Here is a 24,591-nt window from a genome sequence, read left to right as displayed (position 1 = left end):
AGATTGCAAAGATACGCAAAGAAAAACCGCAAAAAACAGTTGCTTTTTGCGGTTTTTATCAATTTTATGAATGAATGAGTGTTGAATTGATGAGGTTTACAAAATCTTCTTGTACATTTTTACCTTTGTCTTTATTATACCAAACCTGCAAATCTTGCTTAAATTGCGCATCTAAACTGCCATTTTTTTCTTTGTAATCATGAACCATTTTGGTTGCAAAACTTGGTCTTGGTCCCCAAGTATTGAGTACGTTTAATTGGTTGTCAAGGACAATTAACTTTGGAATTGATCTTCCGTTGTTGGTTAAAAATAAATCCATCAATTCTAAATTTTCATCTCGCAAAACCAATTTCAATTGAATTTTGTCATTCAATTCAGCCAATTTATGGATGACTGGCAAATTCTGTGCAGCATCTCCACACCAACTTTCGGTGATTACTAACCAAATTTGCGGTTCTTCTATTTTTTGAAATTCAGTGGCAACTTCATCATCAATTTCGATAGTTTTATCCAAACGTTTCATTCTTGCTTCATTCAAAAGACTATAATTTATCAATTCTTCAGACTGAATAGGTCCTGTAGATTTTCCTTCAGCCGTTAATTGATGCATTAAATCTCTATAATCTTGATATGAAATTGAATTTTTAAGGGCGTTTTCGAGAATATTTTTCATGATGTGTAATTTTATACAAAGATACTTTTTATCAATATTGTCATGAGTAACTCAAGTTACATAATGACAAAATCAAACTTTGTTTTAGACGAAATAAATAGGAATTCTTACACGAATTGTAAAATCACTTTTTTTCTAAGTTTTTCAACATTTCGACAGTCATGGAAGACAAATCAAATTGATGTTTCCAATTCCAATCATTTCTTGCTTCAGAATCATCAATTGATGAAGGCCAACTATCTGCAATTTGTTGTCTTGAATCTGGTGCATACTCAATGGTAAAATCAGGAATGTGTTTTTTGATTACATCTGCAATTTCTTTTGGTGTAAAATCAATAGCAGCTAAATTATAACTCGTTCTAATTTTAATTTCACTTGATTTTGCTTGCATTAATTGAATGGTTGCGTTGACAGCATCTTGCATATACATCATAGGCAAACGCGTGTTTTCACTTAAAAAACATGTGAATTTTTTCTCTTCAAGTGCTTTAAAATAAATATCCACAGCATAATCTGTAGTGCCACCTCCAGGTTTTGTTTTCCAAGAAATGATGCCAGGATAACGCAAACTACGCACGTCAACTCCAAATTTTTGATGGTAATAATTGCACCAAAATTCACCCGAAAGTTTACTAATTCCGTAAACTGTACTAGGTTCCATAATGGTTTTTTGAGGCGTATTTTGCTTAGGAGTTGTAGGCCCAAAAACAGCAATTGAACTAGGCCAATACACTTGTTGAATGTATTTTTCTTTCGCTAAATCTAACACAGCTAGCAAAGAATTCATGTTTAAATCCCATGCTTTTTGAGGAAATTTTTCAGCAGTCGCAGACAACATAGCAGCCAACAAATACACTTGATTGATTTTGTATTTTAGAATAACCTGTAAAATAGAGGCTTTATCAGTCGCATCCAAAATTTCAAAAGGTCCTGAAGCCATCATTTCTGAAGTTCCTTCCTTGATATCAGAAGCAATTACTTGCTGATTTCCATACAATTCACGTAATTTTTGAGTCAGTTCAGTACCAATTTGACCACTTGCGCCTAAAACTAAAATGCGGTTTTCCATTGAAATAAAATCAATTATTTTACGAAACAAAGGTACTTAATTTTATTATTCGTAAATAATTCCAATTAAAATAATTAATTGTTAATGAAATTCATTTTATGAATTTTCAAACACCATCGCACAATTAAAATATGTATTTTTACGACGTTAATTTTTTATTTGGTGAAATATTTCCTTCTTTTTTCAATTTTCTTCTTTATTTCCTGTAAAAAAACACCTGAAAAAAAGGAGATTGATACATCAGCAATTGCTGAAATGCGTGCTGTTGTGAAACACTCTGATTTTGAAAATGTATTACCACTTTTTCAGCCAGAAATTGATGTTTGGGCTGAATATGGAACGTTAAAAAGCTTTTTAGGTCGCTTTAAAAAGGCTTCTCCTAAAGAAGTTTTGAGCAATTCTGTAGAACTTAGAGATCTTGTAAAAGCGATGAAAGAAAGCGTTAAACCTGAAATTTTTAATAATCCTTCGTTTGAAACAAGAGTGAATATTATGTACAATGAATCACTGAGATTGGCTGACATGAATACAATTCCAGCCATTACAGCGAAAGAGGTAAACGCTCAAATTGATAAAATTTTGGAAGCTTTTGGAGCCATTAATGCCAAAATTAATACGACTTTTTCAAAGAAGAAATTTGAGGACGAGATTACTATTGATGTTAGTTTGATTGGTTTAGATACTACAAAAATTGATACTATTTCAAAAAATAGTATTTTGAAAAAAATGGATGAAAAAGCCAAAAAACTCGAGGAAAATTCCAAAAAAAAGGGCAATAAATGAAAAAAGTAATTTTTATTACATTGTTGTTTTTTCTAATTATTTCTTGTGAAAAATCAGCTGTAAAAATAGCTGATTCAGAAAAGTCGCATCAAAAAGAACTTATTCAAACTTTTTTAAATGATTGGCATTTGGCAGCTTCACAAACAAATTATGCGAATTATTTTGATAAAATGGCTGAAAATTCGGTTTTTATAGGAACAGATGCATCAGAAATTTGGTCAAAAAGTCAATTTGAAAATTACAGCAAACCTCATTTTGATAAAGGCAAAGCTTGGGATTTTAAAGCTTTAGAAAGAAATATTTATTTGAACGATGCTGGAAATTTTGCTTGGTTTGATGAAAATTTACAAACGAACAGAGGTACATTTAGAGGCTCTGGAGTTTTGGAAAAAATTGATGAAAATTGGACATTGCATCATTATGTGTTGTCTGTGCCAATTCCGAATGATGATATGAAAGCAGTTGTTAAAATCACTCACAAAAACGACTCGATTTTTCAGTTAAAATTTAAATAAGTCAAGATAAAACATCATCAACAGTTTTAAAAATCAACGCTGTTTCAAACCCTTTTCTGAGGAGAAAATCAATCAATTTTTTTTTGCGTTTGTAAGGATTTGATTCTGAAATGACATTGTTTCTGTTTTCAGTTATTTTGTAAATCGTGTTTATATACTCTTTTTCATCAATTTCTTTCAAGGCAGTTTTGATGTTGTAAGATGAAATATCTCTCATTTTCAATTCGTTTACAATGCGGTTTTTTCCCCAATGTTTAATGCGGAATTTTCCTCTTGCAAAACTTTTAGCAAAACGCTCTTCGTTTAAAAAATTGTCTTTCATCAAATTCAACAAAATCATTTCACGAGCTTCAGGAATCAAATCATAAGACTTGATTTTTTCTTCTACTTCTTTGTGACAGCGATCTTGATACACACAATATTGTGCGATTTTTTGTTGGATTTCTTGAACTGTGTAACTTTTTTTCGGATTCATTTTTCAAAAGTACAAAAATGAAAAAAGGTTGTGAATGAATTTTCACAACCTTTTTTAAAATTTAGAAATAACGTTTATCAATCTAAAACTTCTACAATTTCACCATTGAATTTTTGGTGTAACCACATTTTGAAGCGTGTGATTAAGTAAAATAATATAGGAACTACAATCAATGTTAAGAATGTTGCCACAAACAAACCGTAAATTACAGCCCAAGCCAAAGGTCCCCAAAAAATCACATTATCTCCACCCATATAAATATTGGCATCAAACTCACTAAATAATGAGAAAAAGTTGATATTCAATCCAATAGCTAACGGAATTAATCCTAAAATGGTAGTAATTGCTGTTAGTAAAACAGGACGTAAACGTGCTTTTCCTGCTTTGATAATGGCTTCTAATAACAATTCTTTTGGCAAATATTTTTGATCTTCTAAACCAAATTCTTCTTTTTTACGATCAATCAACAATTGCATATAATCTAGCAGCACAACTCCATTATTCACCACAATTCCTGCAAGAGCAATGATTCCCATCATTGTCATCATAATTACAAACGAACTTCCTGAGATTACAATTCCGCCAAAAACCCCAATAAAACTCAAGAAAATAGCAATCATAATAATGGCTGGTTTTGAAACTGAATTGAATTGGAAAATCAAGATAAAGAAAATCAATGCTAATCCTTTGAAAAAAGCGCCAATTAAAAACGCTTGTTGTTTGTTTTGTTCTTCCAATTGTCCTGTATAATCTATTTTTATTGATGGAGGCAAATCAGAAAAACTTTTCATTTCTTCTTTAATTTGATTTACCACAGCTGCAGCATCTACATAACCTGGAGCCAATTGCGAATAGACAGTTACTACACGTTTGGTATCTCTGTGTTTGATTGCGCTAAATCCAGAGCTATTACTTTGTGTTGCAATTGAAGAAACAGGAATGGTTTTTATTTGACCAGAAGCCATGTCTCTAAAGGTAATTTTTTGATCAAAAATGGCACTTTTGTTATATCTGATGTCTTCGTTAAAACGCACATTGATATCATAATCATCACCATCTTCTTTATAAATTCCTGCTTTTGCACCAAAGATTGCACTTCTTAATTGTTGTCCAACTTGACTTGTAGAAACGCCTAATTCACCTGCTTTTTCTCTGTCTACAATGACCTTCATAGAAGGTTTGTCTTTATTTACATCAATCTTAATTTCATCAACTCCAGGAACATTTCTGGTATTAATATAAGCTCGCATTTTTTCGGCAGTTGCAATCAATTCATCATAATTATTTCCTTCCAATTCAATATTGATTGGAGCTCCAGTTGGTGGTCCATTTGCATCTTTTTCTACCGAAATCAATACACCAGGATAAATTCCTGTTAGGGCTTTTTGTACTTTTTGACGTAATTCTTCACTATCCAAACCTCTTCTGTATTTATATTCGCGCATGGAAGCAGTGATTTTCCCTTTGTGTGGCATTTCAGCAGCAGAACCTCCATCAGTTTGAGGATTTCCTGCACCTTCACCCACTTGCGAAACCGAGCTTTCTACCATAAAATTGACACCATTATCCATGTACATATCTTGGTTTAAAACACTGTACACTTTTTGTTCAATTTCTTTGGTTATTTTATTGGTTTCGTCAATATCTGTTCCCTGTGGATATTCAATATACACAACAACTTGATTAGGTTTGTTGTCAGGGAAAAATTCAATTTTTGTTCTTTGAGAAGCCACTGAAGCTCCAAATCCACCAAAAGCTAAAAATAAAAGTAAAAATGTTCCGATAGTTATTGCAACAGGAAACCATCTTTTTAAAGAAGTTTTCAGGCTTTTTTCGTACATATTTTCTAGCCAAACCAAGGTGTTTTCTTGGAAATAATTCGCCCACTTACGCAACCAAATACGATATACCCACAACATGATTGCCGTGAAAACCATTACTGAACCTAAACCTCTATATGCGCCTCCAAAAATTAAAATGATCAAACCAAATCCACCAACAATAGATGTAATTGTGATGATTCTTTTTAGGGGCATGTCTTTATCTTCAGTAGTCATAAATTTTGAAACCAAAACCGAATTAAAGAAAATGGCTACCACTAAAGATGATCCTAAAACCACTGAAAGTGTTATTGGAAAGTAAATCATAAACTGACCAAATAATCCAGGCCATAAGCCCAAAGGCACAAACGCAGCAACAGTTGTAACTGTAGAAATGATGATAGGATATGCAATTTCGCCAATTCCTTTTTTGGCAGCTTCTACTCTTGATAAACCTTCTTCGTCCATTAAACGATACACGTTTTCAACGACAACAATTCCATTATCTACAAGCATTCCTAGACCCATAATCAATCCAAAAAGAATCATGGTATTTAAGGTATAACCCATTGCTCCTAAAATCATTAAGGACATGAACATAGACATAGGAATGGCAAAACCAACAAAAAGTGCGTTTTTAAATCCTAAAAAGAACATTAAAACGCCTACAACCAAAATAATTCCGAAGATGATGTTGTTTACCAAATCATCAACTTGACCAATCGTTTTGTCTGATAAATCATTGGTAATACTAACCTCTAAATTTTTCGGGAAATAATTTTCTTTTGCATTGGCAACAATCACTTTTATTTGCTCTGCAGCACCAATCATATTTTTTCCTGCACGTTTTTTAACGTCAAGCATTACCACAGGTTTTCCATCTTTTCTAGCAAATGTTGTTTTGTCTTTTTCTTTAAAACTGACAGTTGCAATATCTCTTAAGTAAATGGAGTTTCCATTTTCTGATTTTACAACAAAATTTTCAAGGTCTGATGGTTTGTCAATTTCACCTAAAATTCTGATGGTCCTTCTTTGTCCAGATGCGATTAAATTTCCTGCAGAGGAAGTTACATTTCCATTATTGATGGCAGTTATGATGTCGTTAAAGCTTACCTGAGTTGCCATCATTTTATAGATATCAACAGCAATTTCTACTTCTTTTTCTTGCACACCACGAATATCAGCTTGTTTCACTTCGGTTAAATCTTCGATATCATCTTGCAAATATTCTGCAAATTCTTTTAGTTTTTCTAGAGGATAATCTCCTGAAATATTGATGTTTAGAAACGGAATTTCTTCAGACATGCTCAAATCAAACGCATTTGGATCTACTTTTGCGCCGTTAAAAGTGGGCCAATCTTCAGAAGCTTTTTCAGAATCAATTTTATCTTTTACACGTTGTTTGGCAACTTCAACATTCATATCATCATCAAACTCAACAATGATCATAGAATAATCTTCTTGCGATGTAGAAGTGATTTCAACAACACCACTCAAACCTTTCAATTGGTCTTCTAATGGATCAGTAATTAGTTTTTCAATATCTTCAGCTGTATTTCCAGGATATAAAGTGCTGATGTATATTTTCGTTTCTTTTATTTCTGGAAAATCTTCTCTTGGCATATCATAATATGCTGTAATTCCTAAGACTAAAATCAAGAATATTGCCACATACATTGTGGTGCTATTGGAAATTGCCCAAGAAGAGAGTTTGAATTCTTTGTCAGTTTTATTCATTTTTTTGATTAGTTTTTAGTCTTTAGACGGTTGACGGTAGTAACAATCTGATGACTTTATGAATTCGTTTTTTGATTTAAATATTTTTTCAAACCAGTAATCATTTTAGATAATTCAACTAGTTTTATTCTTAATTCACTATTTTTTTCTAAAGTAATATATTGTTGATTTTTAGCAATTGTTAAGCAAACTACACATTCTTTAACGGAACCTAAAGCAATTTTCAAAAATCTTGAAAACTGTAAGTTTGTATCTCCTGAACCTTCTGTAATATTTAAAGCAATTGAATTAGAAGCTCTTAAAAATTGTGATGTTAAACCATAGATTTCGCTTTTTGGGAATGTTTTTGAAACGTTGTAAGCATCATTTATAAATTCAATAGCCTTTTTATAAACCGTGAGTTCTTCAAATTTAAATGTTACATCTTCCATAATTTCATATAATTTTTTTATTTTCTTTATTCTACAAATTACAGTCTAATGTCTATTGACTAATCTTAACCTCTTGTCCATTTTTTACACTTCTTGCACCAGCTTGAATTAGCATATCTCCTTCAGATATTCCTTCTAAAATTTCGATGATGTCACCTTGTGTTTTTCCTGTTTTTACAACGGTTTGTTTTGCAATCCCTTTGTTACCATTCAAATCAGTAATAATATATACATATTGCTGACCTTCAGCATTTTCTGAAATGATACTTTGTGGAATTAAAATTGCTTTTAGGTTGGTATAATCGTTGATTTTTAACTTTGCTGTTAAGTTTGGTTTGATGTTTTTATCCGAATTTGGAACTTGAATTTCAATCATAAAAGTTCTGTTTGCAGGATTGATAAAATTCCCAGTTTCTCTAACTTTCGTTGCAATATCTTTCCTTAAAACAGGAAATGAAACTTGCACTTCTTTTCCTTTTGTAATGTTACTGATGTATGTTTCTGGTACAGCAGTTTCAATATACATATTGTCTAGGTTTACAATTCTAAAAATTTCTGATCCCATTCCTGGCGCAACAACAGTTCCTTGCTCTTTAATAACATCATCAATAACTCCCGAAAATGGCGCTCTAATTGTAGCTTTTGAAAGCTGTTTTTTAAATTGATCTAAGCTGTTTTTTTGAGATTCGTAACTTGTTTTTGCCTGTAAAAATTGGATTTCAGAACCAATTTTTTGTTCCCACAGTCTTTTTTGACGTTCAAAAGTTGTTTTTGCCAAAGATGTAGTAGCTTCTAATTGTGCCACTTGTTGTGCCATTCCACCATCATCAATTGTAGCTAATACTTGTCCCTTTGAAACATTTTGACCTCTTGTTACATACACTTTTTCCAAAGTTCCAGGTATTTCAGGATAAATCAACACGTTTTGTTTGGTTTTTACATCACCTTGCAATTCTAAATAATGATTGAAAACTTCGTGTTTAGCCTCTAAAGCAGTAACTAATGGTACTCTTTTAAGTGTATCTAATTTGTCAATTTCAGCAATTAACAATTTTATTTTTTCAGCAATTTCTTGACTTTGTTTATCTAATTCTGTTTTTTTTGCACGAATTTTAGTCAAATCTTGTGTTGCAATCACTTCGTCTAAAGTGGGTTGTTTTTTTTCTCCACAAGAAACCAAGATAAAAGTTGTCAATAATAATAGGTAAATAGTTTTCATTTTCAGTTAGTTATTTTATTGGAATATTTAGTGCGTTTTCTAATGCTGCTTTTTTTGCAATTACATCAAGCATTGATTGAATGTAATTTTGTTGTTGTGAATACAATTGATTTTGTGCTTGCAACAAATCAAAACTTGAGGATATTCCTTCAAAAAATTTGACGCGTTGTTTGCCTTCTATTCTCTCAGCCAAACCAACATTTCTTTTGGCGGTTTGATAATTTTCGATGCTAAATTGATACTCATTTTTGGCTTTTTCTGCTAATAAACTAAGTCTTTGTTTGGTTTCTTGTAAACGTAAATCAGCTGTTTCTAAAGCAATTTTTGCTTGTGTTGTAGAGGCATTTCTTCCAAAACTGCTAAAAATAGGAACGTTTAAACTTACACCAAATAATGATTGTTGAAACCAACGTTGGTCATTATCAAAAAATGTAAATGAATTAGAAAATGCTTGTGCTCCATAATTTACAAAAGCACTTAAGCTTGGTAAATACATGCTTTTTTCACGTTTCAACATCAAACTTTTTACTTGACGATCATTTTCTGCAATTTTAAAATCGATATGTTTATCAACACTAAACGTTTCCGAAATCAACCCTAAATTGATGTTTGAATTTGCCAAACCATCCAATGAATCTGTTAAAATTAATTTGGTTTCAATAGGATTTCCCATGGAAAGATTTAGCATTTGATAGGCAATTACTTGCATATTTTCTACATTTCTTAGCTGGTTTTTTAAATTTCCCAGGGTAATTTCCAATTGCTCTACATCTTCTTCTTCGTTAAAACCATTTTCAAAAATTTGTTTGGCATCTTTATAATTTTTCTCTAGAATTTCGATGTTTTTTTTGAGAATTGAAACACTGTTTTCTGTTACTAAAACAGTTCCATAGGCATTGATTACGGCTTCTCTAGTAATCAATTCTGTTTTTTCTTCTGCTTGTTCAGAAATCTTTAAAAAAGTTTTAGCGGCTTGTAAACCAACTAAATACGATCCATCAAATAACAGTTGTGTTAATGTAACAGACGCATTCATGTTTTGTTTGGTACCAAAAACCACTGGAATAAATCCTTCAGGAGCTGTTGGTCTGCTATTAGGTTGCAGATTAAAATATTGCTCAACAGTCTCTATGGTAGAAGTTGTATTGTCAAAAGCTGCAGCTGGCAATAACGAGACAGGTTGTTTTATAAAGTTTTGATAATCAATTTTTGCATTGATTTGTGGCAAACCGATTGTAGTAGTTTTCCAAACTTCCTTATTCGCATTTTTGATGTCGTTTTTGGCTGCTTTTGTATTGTAACTATTTTCAAGTGCAAATTTTATAGCTTCTTCTAAAGAGAAGCTCATCGTTTTTTCTTGGGCTTTAATAGTTGTTAAAAAAGTGATGCAAATCACAAAAAATATTTTTTTCATTTCAATTTTCGTTTAATTGTTTTTCAAGTTGAAGAATTCCTTTTGGAGTACAAATTCCTCGTAAATGATAGTCTAAATATTGGTTCATTAAGTTTTTCATTACATGGTTTTTGATAGGAAACATGTCATTATCTTTAATACCAGTTACACCTAAAAAATAAATTCTAGAGATAAAATCTACATCAATATCTGCTCTATATAGTCCCATTTTAACCCCTTTGTGTAAGTTTTCAATCACACATTTTTGCATGATTTGAAACTGTTTTTGTTTTAGAGAAGAAAATAATTTTGGATAGTATTTTTGTAATTGATACTGAGGAGAAGATTTTTCATCCTTTAAATGTTCCATTACTAATTTTTTAATGGCAAAAATTTCATCAATTGGATTTAAATCAATGCCACAAACATGGTCAATTCCACAAGAAATTTTTTCGAACATGGTGTTTGTTACAGACGTAACTAGAGCAGTTTTGTTACTAAAGTATTTGTAAATCGTTTTTTTGGAAACACCCATTGCAGCTGCAATTTCATCCATAGTAACACTCTTAAAACCTAAGTTTAAGAATAATTCACACGATTTGTCGATAATGGATTCTTTCATAATTCGGGTGCAAATGTACAACTGGAAACTTTAAATACAAAAAAAGTTTCCAAAGTTTTAATGATTTTTTAACATTGCGTATTTAAAGAACAAATTCTTTACAGTATTTTTACAAAAAATTTCAGTTTTGGACATTTTACAATATCAACAAGTATTTTTAGACTATTTAGGATCAAAAAAATGGGTAAGAGAGCCCAAAAATTTGTACGAACCAATAGATTATATTCTGCAATTAGGAGGCAAAAGAATGCGTCCAATTTTAACATTGATGGCTGCAGATATTTTTTCTTCGGATTACAAAAAGGCCTTACCAGCAGCTTTGGCGGTAGAAGTTTTTCACAATTTTACATTGATTCATGATGATATCATGGATGAAGCTCCTTTGCGAAGAGGAAAAAAGACGGTTCATGAAAAGTGGAATTTAAATACAGGGATTCTTTCAGGAGATGCCATGCTGATTTTAGCGTATCAATTTTTTGAAAGTTATGAGCCCGAGATTTTTCAAGAATTGGCAAAATTGTTCAGTAAAACTGCCTTAGAAGTTTGTGATGGTCAACAGTTGGATGTTGATTTTGAAACTAGAAATAATGTTACAATTGATGAATATATTGAAATGATTCGCCTAAAAACATCGGTTTTAGTTGCAGCAGCTTTAAAAATGGGTGCCATCGTTTCTAAAACGGATGCTAAAAATGCCGATTTAATTTATGATTTTGGATTGAATTTAGGGCTAGCTTTTCAATTACAAGACGATTATTTGGACACTTTTGGCGATCCTGAAACCTTTGGAAAACAAATTGCAGGCGATATAATTGAAAACAAAAAAACCTATTTGTATATACAAGCGTTGAAACTAGCAGATAAAAGAGATCAACAAAAATTGCAGTTTTTTTACAATCAAAAATTAGAAGATAACTCAATTAAAATTACAGAAGTTACCAGAATTTTTGAATTGTATGACATTCCGATTTTGATAAAAGCTGAAATTGAATCCTTTACAGATAAAGCATTTGAAACTTTACAAGAAATGAACATTCCTCAATCAGACAAAGAAAATTTAAGAAACTTTGGATTGTGGTTAATGAATAGAACAGTCTAATTATTCTCAGGAATTATTTGTAAATAATTTAAAATAAATAGTACATTTGCACACCAAATTCTTGGTCCTATAGCTCAGTTGGTTAGAGCACCTGACTCATAATCAGGTGGTCCCTGGTTCGAGCCCAGGTGGGACCACAAAACAAAAATAAAAGAGAAATTCGAAAGAGTTTCTCTTTTTTATTTCAATAGTTCCTACGATTTTTTTACAGTTATTCATTTTTTGATTACAATTCTCACCACTTATACATTAAAAATGTACACTTATTCAAAAAAACAACCACTTACGAACTAAGTATTCAATTATCTTATTGATATTGATAAAACAATTAGTTTTAACACAAGTTTTTAAAATTCCCCCGTTTATGAAAACAAATCTTATAAAACAACTTTTAATAGTTGTAATCTGTTCAATCGGTTTACTATCTTCAGGTAATTATTTAGTAAAGATGTCTTACATCGAAACTTTGCTGGATGCATTGAATGTTATGATTTTCTTTACATGCTTTTTTCCATTCTTATTTGTGAGTTTTGCATTATTATGCAAAGCACTAAGATCGGTTAATAAATTTTCTTATCAATAGATATTTAGAAGCAAGATTAAAGCGATTGCATCTTTAATTGAACATCATACTTAAAGCACAATGAATTTATTTCGATGTATTTAGGTGTGATGTTCAATTATTTAAAAGATGAATATTCTTTTTCTTTAAAGAAATTTTATTGACATTAATCTTAAGAAGGATGATTTTAATGTAAAATCAAGTATTTCAATTAATGGTTTCCTAAATACAATTTTTCTGAATTCAAAGACAAAAATGCCTATTTAAAAAATCACAAATAATAAAGAAAAACTTATTTTCTTATTAATTTAATACAAATAGATTGTTTTTTTTCATCATTCGTATCTTCTTCATTACCATTTGTTTAAAACTACCTAACCACTTATTCCCCAAAAAGATACACTTATTTGATAAAAATATCTTCTGCTAAGTAAGACATTAGTTTTGAATTTTTTGTTTTTAAAACTTGTAAATTTACATCGTAATCAAAACACTAAATCCCCAAGGTGATGAAAGCAATTTATATCAAACAGCTCTTAATCGTTTTAATCTGTTCAATCGGTCTACATTCTTCAGGTAATTATTTAGCAAAAATGTCTTACATAGAAACTCTTATAGACGGCTTTCATGTAATGATTTTTTTCATCTGTTTTTTCCCTTTTGTAATTATTTCTTTGGGCTTGATTAATAAAATCTTTAAAACAGTTTATAGATTTGCACACCATTAGTGGGGTTAGAAATCGGTTTAAAAAATTCTTTGGAATACATAAAAACCGAAAAAAACGGACACACTTTCATAAGAAAATGTGTCCGTTTTTAATTTTATTTAAAGCGATATTTAGCTTTTTATTTTACTTTTTGGCGGATTTGGTAATTTCTCAAAGCCCATATTAAAAAAGGTAAACCCGAAAACATCTGCTTCTTCTTCAATAATTTTTGATACTGGTTTTCCTGCACCATGACCAGCATTGGTTTCAATTCTAATCAACGTTGGATTGTTTCCTGTTTGTTTTTCTTGTAATTCAGCAGCAAATTTAAAACTATGAGCAGGCACTACTCTGTCATCATGATCGCCAGTTGTTACCAAAGTTGCAGGATATTGAACACCTTTTTTAACATTGTGAACAGGAGAATATCCTTTTAAATAATCCAACATCTCTTTGCTGTCTTCTGCAGTTCCATAATCATAAGCCCAACCTGCGCCTGCTGTAAATGTATGATAACGCAACATGTCTAAAACACCCACTGCAGGCAATGCAACTTTCATTAAGTCAGGTCTTTGTGTCATTGTTGCGCCAACTAATAATCCACCATTTGAGCCACCACTAATCGCTAAAAAATCGGAAGATGTATACTTTTGGGCAATCAAATATTCAGCTGCAGCAATAAAATCATCAAATACATTTTGCTTTTTCATTTTGGTACCTGCATCATGCCATTTCTTTCCATATTCTCCACCACCACGTAAATTTGGAACAGCATAAATGCCTCCTTGTTCCATCCAAACTGCATTTACCACACTAAAATAAGGTGTTAAACTCACATTAAATCCGCCATAACCATATAAAATTGTTGGATTTTTCCCATCCAATTTTATCCCTTTTTTGTGCGTAATCATCATCGGAATTTTTGTGCCATCTTTTGAAGTATAAAAAACTTGTTTGCTCTCATAATCATTGGCATAAAAATCAATGGCTGGTTTAAAATACAATTCATATTTTCCGGTTGCTGGAATAAATTTATAGGATGAACTTGGTGTATTGTAATTAGTGAATGAAAAATACACTTCTTTAGCATCTTTTTTTCCTCCAAATCCACCAGCAGAACCAACTCCTGGTAATTTTACTTCGCGAATTAATTTTCCAGTAAAATCATATTGATAAATTTTAGTAACAGCATCAACCATATAATCTGCAAATAAATATCCTGCACCTGAAGAACAACTCAATACATTTTCGGTTTCTGGAATAAAATCTTTCCAATTTTCTGGTGTTGGATTTGCCACATCAACCGTAACTACTTTTTGATTTGGAGCATTTAAATTGGTTTGTAAATACAATGTATTTCCAAGGTTCGTAATTATATATGTATCACTATTTACATTATTCAAAATAGTAATTAATTTATTTTCTTTGGACGATAAATCTTTGATAAACAATTTATTACCTGATGTTGAAACGGCAGCAGTAATCACCAAAAAACGATTGTCTTCTGTGACATAGCCACCAACATATCTGTGTTTTTCTGAGGGTTTTTCTCCAAAAATAACGACGTCATTTTTTTGAGAAGTTCCTAGTTTGTGATAGTATAATTTATGCTGATCTGTTTTTGCAGATAATTCACTTCCTTTTGGTTTGTCGTAACTTGAGTAGTAAAATCCGTCGTTTTTGTACCAAGAAATTCCTGAGAATTTAACATCAACCAAGGTATCTTCGATTGCTTTTTTGGTTTCAACATCGATAATAATTACTTTTCTCCAATCAGAACCGCCTTCAGAAATAGAGTAAGCAGCTGTTTTTCCATCTTCTGAAAAGTCTAAACTGCTTAGAGAAGTTGAACCATCTTCTGAAAAAGTATTTGGATCTAAAAAAACTTCAGGTTCACCACCTTCTTTTTGTCGGTAAACTACAGATTGATTTTGTAATCCGTCATTTTTGTAAAAATAAGTGTAATCACCTTCTTTGAAAGGTGTTCCTACCTTTTCGTAATTCCATAATTCTGACAAACGATTTTTTAATTGTTCTCGATACGGAATTTTACTCAAATAATCGAAAGTAACTGCATTTTGCGATTTCACCCAATTTTCAGTTTCTTTACTCATATCATCTTCAAGCCAACGATAATTATCTATAATTTCAATATTGAAAAGCGAATCAATGACTGGTTTTTTTGCTGTTTCTGGATAATTCACAGGAGTTGTTTTTACTGTTTTTGATGGATTACAAGCGACTAAAATAAGGCTTACCATCATACTGTTGAAAATAATTTTTTTATTCATAGGATGTTAGTTTGGAGATTCATCAAAATTAGTATAAATAAAAAGTGATAAGTTACGTACAACCAATAATTTAACAGTTTTTAACAATAATATTTTGATTGTTATTTTGACAAAAGAGTCTAAAAACTTTACATTTATAAAAAAATAACTCATGACAACCAATTTAACCAAAGCGACTTTTTTAGAAAAAGTATTCAATTTTGAGGAACATCAAGAATGGAAATTCGAGGGAAATAAACCTGCAATCATCGATTTTTATGCAGATTGGTGTGGACCTTGCAAAATGTTGTCACCCATTTTAGAGCAGCTTTTAGAAGAATATAAAGGAACCATAGATATTTATAAAATTGATACTGAAGTTGAGCAAGAATTGGCTGCTGCATTCGGAATTAGAAGTATACCAACCATGTTATTTTGCCCAATGAATGAGGCGCCTCAAATGGCAAGTGGTGCTTTACCAAAAGCAGAATTAGAGCGCGTTATTGCAGATGTTTTAAAAACCGAAAAGCCTCTTTAACTCTTATTAAACCTGCAAAATATCAAAAGATTCTGCAGGTTTTTTATTTTTTAACTTCAATTACTTTTTTGAAGAATTGAAACTTACAAGGTTTTTGAGACCTTGGAGTAAAACAATACATAAGATTTTTATACATAAGAAATTTATGTATATATTTGTTTTTGAAAATTCATTCAAAAATGGGAAATCAGAAATTATATAAAGGCTCTTTACAAACCATTATTTTGCAATTATTGGCAAGTAATGAAAAAATGTATGGCTATGAAATTACGCAAAAAGTAAAAGAATTGACCAAAGGTGAATTGAATATTACTGAAGGCGCTTTGTATCCTGCATTGCATAAATTAGAAGCTGATGGTTTACTAGATGTAGAGGTTGCAAATGTGGGAAATAGACTCAGAAAATACTACAAATTGACAGAACGTGGAACCAAAGAAACTGTCAGTAAATTAGAAGAAATGCAAGATTTTTTAAAAACGATGCAACAATTGGTTAACCCAAAATTTAGTTTGGAATAAAATTGAAAACTATAGAACTTTCAAAAGAACAAATACAATCCATCGAAAATCGTTTAGAAAAAAACGGATTGAAATACTGGGATATCAGAATTGAAATTCTTGATCATTTGGTTTCGGACATTGAAAGTCGACTGGAAAATGGGGAATCTTATAAAAGTGCTTTGAATAATGGTTTTTTTCCGTTGCATTTATATGGAAATTTAGAGGCTTTGAACCGAAGTAAACTTTTAGCAATTAATAAAATAGTTAGAAAACAATATTTTAAAAGAGTACAACAAATGTTAACTAATCCAAGTGATTTATTGGTGATTTGTTTGTCTTTTTTTGGTTATTTTTTGCTGTATAAATTTTCTAGCCTTCTAGTTTTTAAAACCACTACAATGCTAATTTTACTTATTCCTTTAATTATTGGTTTGGTTTTGTATTTCAAAGAGTTTTTGCAAAAGAAAAAATCAGGATATTTAGTTTACAGTAGCTTTTACATCTTTTTCTCTTTTTTAATGCTAAACTCATTTTTACAGTTTGTAAGACCTGATGGAATCATTCCTGTTTCCAAAGAAACTCAGCTATTTATTTGGTTTTTAATTACTTGTGTAAATAGTATTTTTACTTTTGCAGGAATTTTAATTCACCTGAAAACCGTAAAAAAGTTAAAAATTATAAAAAGAAAATTATTGCTAGAATGAAAATCACCCAAAATCAAATAGACGAATTATACCAATTTACACGCAAACATTTTGTGTATCATTATGATGTGCAAACAGAATTAGTAGATCATTTAGCCAATGATATTGAGGCAATTTGGATTGAAAATCCGCAGTTGTCTTTTGAACAAGCTAGAGATCAATCCTTTAAAAAATTTGGAATTTTTGGTTTTATGGATGTCATTGAAGCCAAACAAAAACAGATGAATAAACGTTATTCAAAAATTTACTGGCGTTTTTTTAAAGAATGGTTTACAATTCCTAAAATTGTTTTAACAGTATCTTTATTTGCAGCTTTTATATTCATTTTAAAAAACACCATTGGAATTTATATTGCTCTAGGAATTTGTTTCATTTATATTATTTATGATATTTTCTTTTTAGCAAGAGCTAGAAAAAGAAATCAAAAGAAAATAGAAAATCAAGAAAAAGTTTTTTTATTAGAAGCAATGATTAGAGATTCAAGATCTAATTTTACGGGAATAAATCTCTTAAATCTTTTAAATATGACGTTTATTTTTAGACGTCATTTCAATGATTTAGCTTTTCATTGGATTTTGTTATTGGCGCTTTTTTTTACAATTGCAGTAATTTCAATTTACATCAACAATAAGGTAATTCCCAAAAAAGCAGAAGAACTTCTCCAAGAAACCTATCCTGAATATAAAATGGTAAAAAGTTTGTAACAAATTCCACAATAAAACTACTTATCAATCAACTAACTAAATTTTTTACAATGATTGCACACTTTTTAAAGTTAGAATGGAAACAATATTTTCGTTCTTCTTATTGGCAAAAAAGTATTTTCCTAAATATTTTGTTGGCATTTTTTGCTTTGTATTTCATGGCAAGTTTCCTAATTATTGGAATTGGAGGGTATTTTATTTTAAAAGAACAATTTCCTGATCAAGATCCTTTATTTTTAGTAAATGGCTTTTTATTGTATTTTATTATTGGCGATTTAATTTTCAGATATATCATGCAAAAATTGCCTGTAATGAACATTAAACCCTTGCTATTATTGCCAATTCCAAAAAACACAATTGTACATTTTATTTTGGTAAAATCGTCATTTTCGTTTTTTAATATTTTTTCACTTTTTTTCTTTATTCCTTTTTCAGTGGTTTTAATCAAAGAAGGATATGGTACTTCTGGTGTTTTAGGATGGTTATTCAGCATGATTTTACTTACACAAATGGCCAATTATTTCAACTTTCTAATCAATAAAAACAACCAAGTTTTAGTAGGATTGATTGTATTGCTTTTTGCAGGATATTTAATTCATTATTTTGATGTTTTCAATTTGGCTGGTTTTGTGGGTGAAGGTTTTGATGCAGTCTATCAAAATCCAATTTATGTACTTATTTTCTTGGTTTTATTGCTGTTTTTATATCAGTTAAACTACAAACAATTGCGCAATGAAGTGTATTTAGATGCGCTTATTTCTGCAAAAGTAAAAGAAGCAAGTTCTGTTGATTTATCTTTTACAAATAGATTTGGAGATATTGCGCCTTTTATTAAAAACGATTTGCGCTTGATGATGCGAAACAAACGAACAAAATCATCACTATGGATGCTGTTAATGGGCTTATTTTATGGATTGATTTTTTACACTCAACCTATATATCTTAAAATGGAATTCATGTTTGTATTTGTAGGAATTTTTTCAACAGGAATTTTCTTAATGAATTTTGGGCAATTTATTCCTGCTTGGGACAGCAGTTATTACAAAATGTTGATGAGCCAAAATATCAAATACGAACGTTATTTAAAATCCAAATTTATGATTATGACCATTAGTGTAGTGATTCTTTTCGTACTTGGAATTCCGTATGTATATTTTGGGTGGAAAATTTTAGCAGTTCATTTTGCAGCCATGATTTATAATATTGGTGTAAATACACACGTCATTATGTTTGGAGGATCTTTCAACCGAAAAAAAATAAATTTAGATGAAAAAGCGGCTTTCAATTATCAAGGCACAGGAGCTGTACAGTGGTTGATTGGCATTCCATTAATGATTTTTCCAATGGCACTTTTTGGTTTGATGAATTGGTTAATCAATTTTGAGTCTGCTGTAATTACCTTGCTTATTTTAGGTTTTGCAGGCATTGCTTTTCATCAGCAAATAATGAATTTTATTACTAAAAAATACCAAGAATCAAAATACAAAATGATTCATGCTTTTAATCAAGAAAACTAAAAAACAATGATACAAACTACACAATTATCAAAAAAATACGGACCAACAGAAGTTTTAAATATCCATTCTTTAGAAATTCCAACAGGACAAAGTTTTGGTTTAGTAGGCAATAATGGCGCAGGAAAAACGACTTTTTTCAATATTTTATTAGATTTAGTGAGGCCTACAACAGGCGCCATCATAAATCACGATTTACAAGTGAACACAAGTGAAGATTGGAAAAATTTTACAGGATCATTTATTGATGAATCTTTTTTAATTGGATATTTAACTCCTGAAGAATATTTCGAATTTGTTGGCGATTTACGTGGAATGAACAAAGCTGATGTAGATAGTTTCATTGTAAAATTCGACGAATTTTTCAACGGTGAAATTATTGGAAGAAAAAAATATTTGCGCGATTTAAGCAAAGGAAATCAGAAAAAAGTGGGCATTATTGCAGCAATGATGGGAAATCCTAAAGTAATTATTTTAGATGAACCTTTTGCAAATTTAGATCCAACAACGCAAATCCGATTGAAAAAAATCATAAAAGAATTGTCCGAAAACAACCAAATAACAGTATTAATTTCCAGTCACGATTTAACGCATATCACAGAAGTTTGCGAAAGAATTGTAGTTCTAGAAAAAGGAAATTTGGTAAAAGATATCCAAACTTCTGCAGAAACTTTGCAAGAGTTAGAAAGCTATTTTGCGGTTTAAGTAGAGAATTCTCATTTTATTACTATTTTTACGCTCTTATTGATACTATTTTGCAATAAAAATAGTTATCAGTAAGAGTTTTTGATTTAAAAATAGAACTTTATCTCTTTGAAAAACGAAAAAAAAATACTTGTTTTTACTTTCTTTTTGGTACTTGCAATCGCTTGCGGAACCAAGAAAAACACTTTTGTTAGTAGAAACTATCAAGCATTAACAACCAAATACAATGTGTTGTTTAATGGTCATGAAGCGTTAAACGCAGGTATTCAAGAAATTAATACAAATTACAAAGACGATTGGTTTCAAAGATTGCCAATTGAACCAATCGAATTCGAAGAAAAACGAGCAGATATTACTGAGTTTGGTTTAGGAGCAGGTTTTGATTCTAAAGAAGATGATACCAAAAAAACACTCACAACTTTTGATAAGGCCGAAGAAAAAGCCGTAAAAGCTATTCAAGTTCATAAAATGAATATTGATGGTCTGGAACGAAATAGACAAATTGATGATGCGTATTTGTTGCTTGGAAAATCACGCTATTATCAACAACGATTTATTCCTGCTATTGAAGCTTTCAACTATGTAATTGCGAATTATCCTGATGCAAATTTAATTGCCGATACTAAAATTTGGCGCGCAAAATCAGAAATTAGAGTTGATAATGAAGAGAGAGCAATTGAAACACTGAAACTTTTATTAGTTGTAAGAGACACTTTAGAAGCAAATTTGCCTGATGAAACCAAAGAAAATGGGTACACAACCTTGGCAATGGCTTATATTAAAAGCGATAGCATTCAAAAAGCCAAAGAATCTTTGTTATTAGCAACAAGAACCTTAAAAAACAAAGATCAAGCAGCAAGAAATCTTTTTATTTTAGGACAATTATTTGCTGAAGAAAACAAAAAAGATTCAGCTGCAATGCAATTTAAAAAGCTCATCAATTTTAACAATGCTCCTGAAAGATATAAAATTCATGCAGAAATAGAATTGGCAAAAAATGCGATCAACGATTCTATGGCTGCAATTTCTTTTGAAAGAATACAAAAACTCATCAAAAACCGAGATAATAGGCCATATTTGGATGCGTTGTATTATCAAAAAGGAGTTTTAAATGAACAAAAAGACAGTACTCAGTTAGCAATTTCAGATTATAATAGCTCTTTGAGAGCGCCAAATGGCGATGAAAAACAACGCACTTTCACCTATGAAAAATTAGGAAATTTACACTTCAAAAACTCAGAATATCAATATGCAAGCGCTTATTTTGATAGTGTTTTACAAATTTCAAAAGACACGTTAGATTTGCGCATTAGACGTATCAAAAGAAAACAAAAAAGTTTGGTTTCGTTGATTCAATACGAAAATTTGGTAACAAATAGCGACAGTATTTTGCGATTAGCAGCGTTATCAAAAGATGATCAAAAGGCATTTTTTGAAAAGTATATAGAAAAAATTAAAAAAGATGATGAAGCAGCTGCACAATTGCGTTTAAATCAATTGGCTTTTGGTAATAATAACACTTCTTTAGCATCTGCTAATCAAGGAAAATGGTATTTTTACAACACGCAATCAACTAGTTTTGGCGCAACAGAATTCAGAAAAATTTGGGGAAATAGAAAGTTAGAAGATGATTGGAGATGGGCTGAAAAATCAAAAAATGCCATTCAAGAAAAAGAAATTACCCAAGTAAATCAGAAAAACGAACGCTATGATTTGGATTCCTATATCAATAAAATTCCAACCGAAAAAGTGGTTATTGATAGTTTGTTTTTTGATAGAAACCAAGCGTTGTATGAATTGGGATTGATTTATAAAGAACAGTTCAACAACCCAACTTTAGCAAAATCAAGATTAGAAAGAGTGGCTTCTTTGAATCCAAATGAAGAGTTGGTTTTACCCATCAATTGGCATTTGTATCAACTAGAAACAACGTTGCAAAATCCAGAAAAAGCTGCAGTATATAAAAACGTTATCATTTCTAAATTTCCTGACACAAAATTTGCACAATTGTTGTTAAATCCTGATGCAAAAATTCAGGATGAAGTTGCTGAAAATGAAGTGGAAACAAAATATAAAGAAGTGTATTACGCTTACAAAGAATCAAAATATGATGAAGTAATTTCAGCTATTGACGTGATATTACCTACAATTTCAAATGCTGATTTGTTACCAAAATTCGAATTGTTGAAAGCCTATGCAATTGGAAAATCTAAAGATAAAGAAACCTACAAAAAAGCGTTGGAATTTGTTTCCGTAAATTATGGAACAACAGATGAAGGAAAAAAAGCACAAGCTGTTCTAAATCAATTAGAAAAGAAATTGAAAGATTAAAAATTCAACGAAAAAACAGACTTCAAAAAGTATGGAAAGAAACGTTATTGCAAAAAGCACAACAATTATTGGTGACATAAAAGCAATTGGAGATTTTAGAATTGACGGAATTTTAGAGGGTTCTTTAAAAACAAACGGAAGAGTAATTATTGCTGCTGAAGCCATTGTAAAAGGAGATGTTGAAGCATCTAATGCTGATATTGAAGGCGAATTTTCAGGAAATTTAAAAGTAGAAAAAATTTTAACCGTCAAAACAATCGCAAAGATTTCTGGTGATGTTGTTGTTGGAAAATTATCTATTGAACCTGGTGCAACATTTAATGCATCTTGTATCATGACAGGTACTGCAAAAGTTCAAAAAAAGGAGAATGAAAAAACAAAATTACTCAAAAAAACCTTTAAATAAAGCACTACAACTTTCTGGAGCAGGACTTCAAATGGGATTGACCATTTACTTGGGGTTTTTACTAGGAAAATGGCTAGATGATAAATTTCAACTTACTTTTTTAACAGAAACAATTACTCTTTTAGCCATTTTTTTAGCGATGTTTTCACTTATCAAACAAGCCAATAAAATCAATGATTAAGCAACTTTTTTTTCAATTTTTGATTTTTTTAGCACTGTTTTTACTAGGATTTCATTTGCATGAATTCATCCTTGAAAAGCTTCATCTACAAACGGCTTTTTCACTTAAAAAAGTCTACCTATTTCACCTAGGGTTTTCATTACTAATTTGTATCAATTTTATTATTTTTTCAACTGTTGATAAAATTTTTCAACAACTTGGTTTTATCTACTTAGTGGCAATTTTTTTAAAAATAGTTGTATTTTGTATTATCTTCTACAACCCTATATTTAATAAGGAAAATTTAGATTTTGCATCTAGAATTTCGTTGTTTATACCAATGATTATTTTTTTATTAACAGAGGCTTTTTTTGTAGCTAAAATTTTGAATAAAAAAGGATAGTCAATAAATGTAAAAAAAAGGTTTGTTTTTTTGAATTATTACTTACCTTTGCGCCGAATTTAGAAAGCGTATTTTTACAATGAAGATTGCACAAAAATCAATCAAATTTCTTTTTATAGCTATTATAGCTCTTTTTACATCAACAGGTTTTGCAACTGTTTCTGATAAAAAGCACGATGATCAAAACGATGGAGGTCGTGTAAATACGAAAGAAGAAGTAGAGGCATATATTTTGCACCACATTAAAGATTCTCACGATTTTTCATTGTTCTCATATACGAATGATGCAGGAGAAAGAAAACATATTGGTTTTCCTTTACCAATAATTTTATGGACAAGTGAAGGTTTGGTTACTTTTATGTCATCAGAGTTTCATCACAATGATGATGGACATGTAATTGTTGAAAAAGGTGGATTGAAATTTGCGAAAATTCACTCAAAAATTTACGAATTAGAAAAAGGAGCTTCTTCAGTAACTTTTGATGAAACGCATCACGCAACAAATGCACACAAAGTGTTGGATTTTTCAATCACTAAAAGTGTTGTAGGTGTTTTATTAATTGGATTTTTATTATTGTTTTGGTTTTCAAGTTTGGCAAGACAATACAAAACTCAAAAAATTCCAACAGGTTTTGCAAGAGTTTTAGAGCCTTTAGTAATTTATGTTCGTGATGAGATTGCTAGACCAAATATTGGTGAAAAACATTACAGAAGATTCACAGGTTATTTGTTAACAGTTTTCTTTTTCATTTGGTTTTTAAATTTGGCAGGTTTAACTCCTTTAGGATTTAACGTAACTGGTCAATTGGCAGTTACAGCTTGTTTGGCAATTTTTACATTGATTATTTACTCTGTAAGCGGAACAAAAGGGTACTGGATGCACATGATTTGGATGCCAGGAGTTCCTGTTTTAATTCGTCCAGTATTGGCAATTATTGAATTGGCAGGTGCATTGTTAATCAAACCATTTTCATTATTAGTGCGTTTATTCGCAAATATTTCAGCAGGTCACATTGTGGTAATGAGCTTAATTGCAATTATGTTCACTTTAAAAGAATCTTTAGGGGTTGTTGGTGCAACAGGATTGTCGTTAGTATTATCATTTTTTATAACATTAATTGAGGTTTTAGTAGCGTTTTTACAAGCGTATATCTTTACAATGCTTTCAGCATTATTTATTGGTATGGCTGTAGAAGATCATGCTGAGCATCATTAATACAAGTTTGTTTAATTTCATATAAATACATTTAT

23 protein-coding genes and 1 tRNA gene are annotated in these 24,591 nt (G+C 30.6%); 15 read left to right on the top strand and 9 right to left on the bottom strand.

Annotated elements, in window-relative coordinates:
• Positions 1–64: 64 nt before the first annotated feature.
• Together WHA43_RS08435 and WHA43_RS08430 are read right to left on the bottom strand one after the other, a co-directional pair.
• On the bottom strand, positions 65–673 hold the full coding sequence (locus tag WHA43_RS08435; protein ID WP_105046623.1) for a thioredoxin family protein: 609 nt from the start codon (positions 671–673) through the stop codon (positions 65–67).
• 124 nt (positions 674–797) lie between these two features.
• Entirely contained in the window at positions 798–1,742 is a 945-nt protein-coding gene (locus tag WHA43_RS08430) for an NAD-dependent epimerase/dehydratase family protein (RefSeq protein WP_105046622.1), read from the bottom strand.
• A gap of 162 nt (positions 1,743–1,904) precedes the next feature.
• Between WHA43_RS08430 and WHA43_RS08425 the strand changes: the two genes are divergently transcribed.
• Positions 1,905–2,525 carry a hypothetical protein gene (locus tag WHA43_RS08425; RefSeq protein ID WP_146104912.1) on the top strand — a complete coding sequence of 207 codons (621 nt, stop codon included), beginning with the start codon at positions 1,905–1,907 and terminating at the stop codon, positions 2,523–2,525.
• On the top strand, positions 2,522–3,040 hold the full coding sequence (locus WHA43_RS08420) for a nuclear transport factor 2 family protein (protein ID WP_105046620.1): 519 nt from the start codon (positions 2,522–2,524) through the stop codon (positions 3,038–3,040). Before WHA43_RS08425 ends, WHA43_RS08420 begins: the two co-directional genes overlap by 4 nt.
• A 1-nt stretch (position 3,041) precedes the next feature.
• On the opposite strand, the gene WHA43_RS08415 is transcribed toward WHA43_RS08420, so the two are convergent.
• From WHA43_RS08415 to WHA43_RS08390, 6 genes are all read right to left on the bottom strand, one after another.
• Positions 3,042–3,515, bottom strand: a complete 474-nt coding sequence (locus WHA43_RS08415) for a regulatory protein RecX (protein ID WP_105046619.1) — start codon at positions 3,513–3,515, stop codon at positions 3,042–3,044.
• A 77-nt stretch (positions 3,516–3,592) separates the two neighbouring features.
• The gene (locus WHA43_RS08410; RefSeq protein ID WP_211290323.1) at positions 3,593–7,072 is read right to left on the bottom strand and encodes an efflux RND transporter permease subunit; all 3,480 of its coding nucleotides are present in this window, start codon (positions 7,070–7,072) and stop codon (positions 3,593–3,595) included.
• A gap of 56 nt (positions 7,073–7,128) precedes the next feature.
• Positions 7,129–7,503, bottom strand: a complete 375-nt coding sequence (locus tag WHA43_RS08405) for a four helix bundle protein (protein WP_105046617.1) — start codon at positions 7,501–7,503, stop codon at positions 7,129–7,131.
• Between the two features lie 52 nt (positions 7,504–7,555).
• Positions 7,556–8,722, bottom strand: a complete 1,167-nt coding sequence (locus WHA43_RS08400; RefSeq protein ID WP_105046616.1) for an efflux RND transporter periplasmic adaptor subunit — start codon at positions 8,720–8,722, stop codon at positions 7,556–7,558.
• 10 nt (positions 8,723–8,732) lie between these two features.
• Positions 8,733–10,136: a TolC family protein gene (locus WHA43_RS08395; protein WP_105046615.1), complete on the bottom strand. Its 1,404-nt coding sequence runs from the start codon at positions 10,134–10,136 to the stop codon at positions 8,733–8,735.
• A 1-nt stretch (position 10,137) separates the two neighbouring features.
• Entirely contained in the window at positions 10,138–10,737 is a 600-nt protein-coding gene (locus tag WHA43_RS08390; protein ID WP_105046614.1) for a TetR/AcrR family transcriptional regulator, read from the bottom strand.
• 127 nt (positions 10,738–10,864) lie between these two features.
• Here WHA43_RS08390 and WHA43_RS08385 point away from each other — a divergent pair, with 127 nt between their 5' ends.
• Together WHA43_RS08385 and WHA43_RS08380 are read left to right on the top strand one after the other, a co-directional pair.
• Complete coding sequence (locus WHA43_RS08385; RefSeq protein ID WP_105046613.1) at positions 10,865–11,836, top strand: polyprenyl synthetase family protein; 972 nt, start codon at positions 10,865–10,867, stop codon at positions 11,834–11,836.
• 63 nt (positions 11,837–11,899) lie between these two features.
• Positions 11,900–11,973: transfer RNA gene (locus tag WHA43_RS08380), tRNA-Ile, on the top strand.
• Positions 11,974–13,236: 1,263 nt separating this feature from the next.
• Here WHA43_RS08380 and WHA43_RS08375 read toward each other — a convergent pair.
• Positions 13,237–15,369 carry a prolyl oligopeptidase family serine peptidase gene (locus WHA43_RS08375; RefSeq protein WP_226742899.1) on the bottom strand — a complete coding sequence of 711 codons (2,133 nt, stop codon included), beginning with the start codon at positions 15,367–15,369 and terminating at the stop codon, positions 13,237–13,239.
• A 178-nt stretch (positions 15,370–15,547) separates the two neighbouring features.
• Here WHA43_RS08375 and trxA point away from each other — a divergent pair, with 178 nt between their 5' ends.
• The 11 genes from trxA (at position 15,548) to atpB (ending at position 24,556) form a co-directional block, all read left to right on the top strand.
• Positions 15,548–15,913 carry a thioredoxin gene (gene trxA, locus WHA43_RS08370; protein WP_105046611.1) on the top strand — a complete coding sequence of 122 codons (366 nt, stop codon included), beginning with the start codon at positions 15,548–15,550 and terminating at the stop codon, positions 15,911–15,913.
• Positions 15,914–16,092: 179 nt separating this feature from the next.
• Positions 16,093–16,431: a PadR family transcriptional regulator gene (locus tag WHA43_RS08365; protein ID WP_105047348.1), complete on the top strand. Its 339-nt coding sequence runs from the start codon at positions 16,093–16,095 to the stop codon at positions 16,429–16,431.
• Positions 16,432–16,433: 2 nt separating this feature from the next.
• Entirely contained in the window at positions 16,434–17,117 is a 684-nt protein-coding gene (locus tag WHA43_RS08360; RefSeq protein WP_105046610.1) for a hypothetical protein, read from the top strand.
• Positions 17,114–17,821, top strand: a complete 708-nt coding sequence (locus WHA43_RS08355) for a hypothetical protein (protein ID WP_105046609.1) — start codon at positions 17,114–17,116, stop codon at positions 17,819–17,821. Before WHA43_RS08360 ends, WHA43_RS08355 begins: the two co-directional genes overlap by 4 nt.
• A 50-nt stretch (positions 17,822–17,871) precedes the next feature.
• The gene (locus WHA43_RS08350) at positions 17,872–19,338 is read left to right on the top strand and encodes a DUF5687 family protein (RefSeq protein WP_105046608.1); all 1,467 of its coding nucleotides are present in this window, start codon (positions 17,872–17,874) and stop codon (positions 19,336–19,338) included.
• Positions 19,339–19,344: 6 nt separating this feature from the next.
• A complete protein-coding gene (locus tag WHA43_RS08345) occupies positions 19,345–20,040 on the top strand; it encodes an ABC transporter ATP-binding protein (RefSeq protein WP_105046607.1) in 696 nt (231 codons plus the stop codon).
• A gap of 108 nt (positions 20,041–20,148) precedes the next feature.
• Positions 20,149–22,371 (top strand): tetratricopeptide repeat protein, encoded by a 2,223-nt coding sequence (locus WHA43_RS08340; protein ID WP_105046606.1) that lies wholly within the window; start codon positions 20,149–20,151, stop codon positions 22,369–22,371.
• Between the two features lie 31 nt (positions 22,372–22,402).
• Positions 22,403–22,777 carry a bactofilin family protein gene (locus WHA43_RS08335; protein ID WP_105046605.1) on the top strand — a complete coding sequence of 125 codons (375 nt, stop codon included), beginning with the start codon at positions 22,403–22,405 and terminating at the stop codon, positions 22,775–22,777.
• The gene (locus tag WHA43_RS08330) at positions 22,740–22,958 is read left to right on the top strand and encodes an AtpZ/AtpI family protein (protein ID WP_105046604.1); all 219 of its coding nucleotides are present in this window, start codon (positions 22,740–22,742) and stop codon (positions 22,956–22,958) included. The genes WHA43_RS08335 and WHA43_RS08330 overlap by 38 nt, the downstream gene beginning before the upstream one ends.
• Positions 22,951–23,340, top strand: a complete 390-nt coding sequence (locus tag WHA43_RS08325; RefSeq protein WP_105046603.1) for a DUF6168 family protein — start codon at positions 22,951–22,953, stop codon at positions 23,338–23,340. The genes WHA43_RS08330 and WHA43_RS08325 overlap by 8 nt, the downstream gene beginning before the upstream one ends.
• Before the next feature lie 79 nt (positions 23,341–23,419).
• Positions 23,420–24,556 carry a F0F1 ATP synthase subunit A gene (atpB, locus tag WHA43_RS08320; protein WP_105046602.1) on the top strand — a complete coding sequence of 379 codons (1,137 nt, stop codon included), beginning with the start codon at positions 23,420–23,422 and terminating at the stop codon, positions 24,554–24,556.
• Positions 24,557–24,591 lie beyond the last annotated feature (35 nt).

The sequence above is a fragment of the Polaribacter gangjinensis genome, assembly GCF_038024125.1.
GTDB lineage: Bacteria > Bacteroidota > Bacteroidia > Flavobacteriales > Flavobacteriaceae > Polaribacter > Polaribacter gangjinensis.
This window is presented reverse-complemented; position numbering and strand designations above follow the sequence as displayed.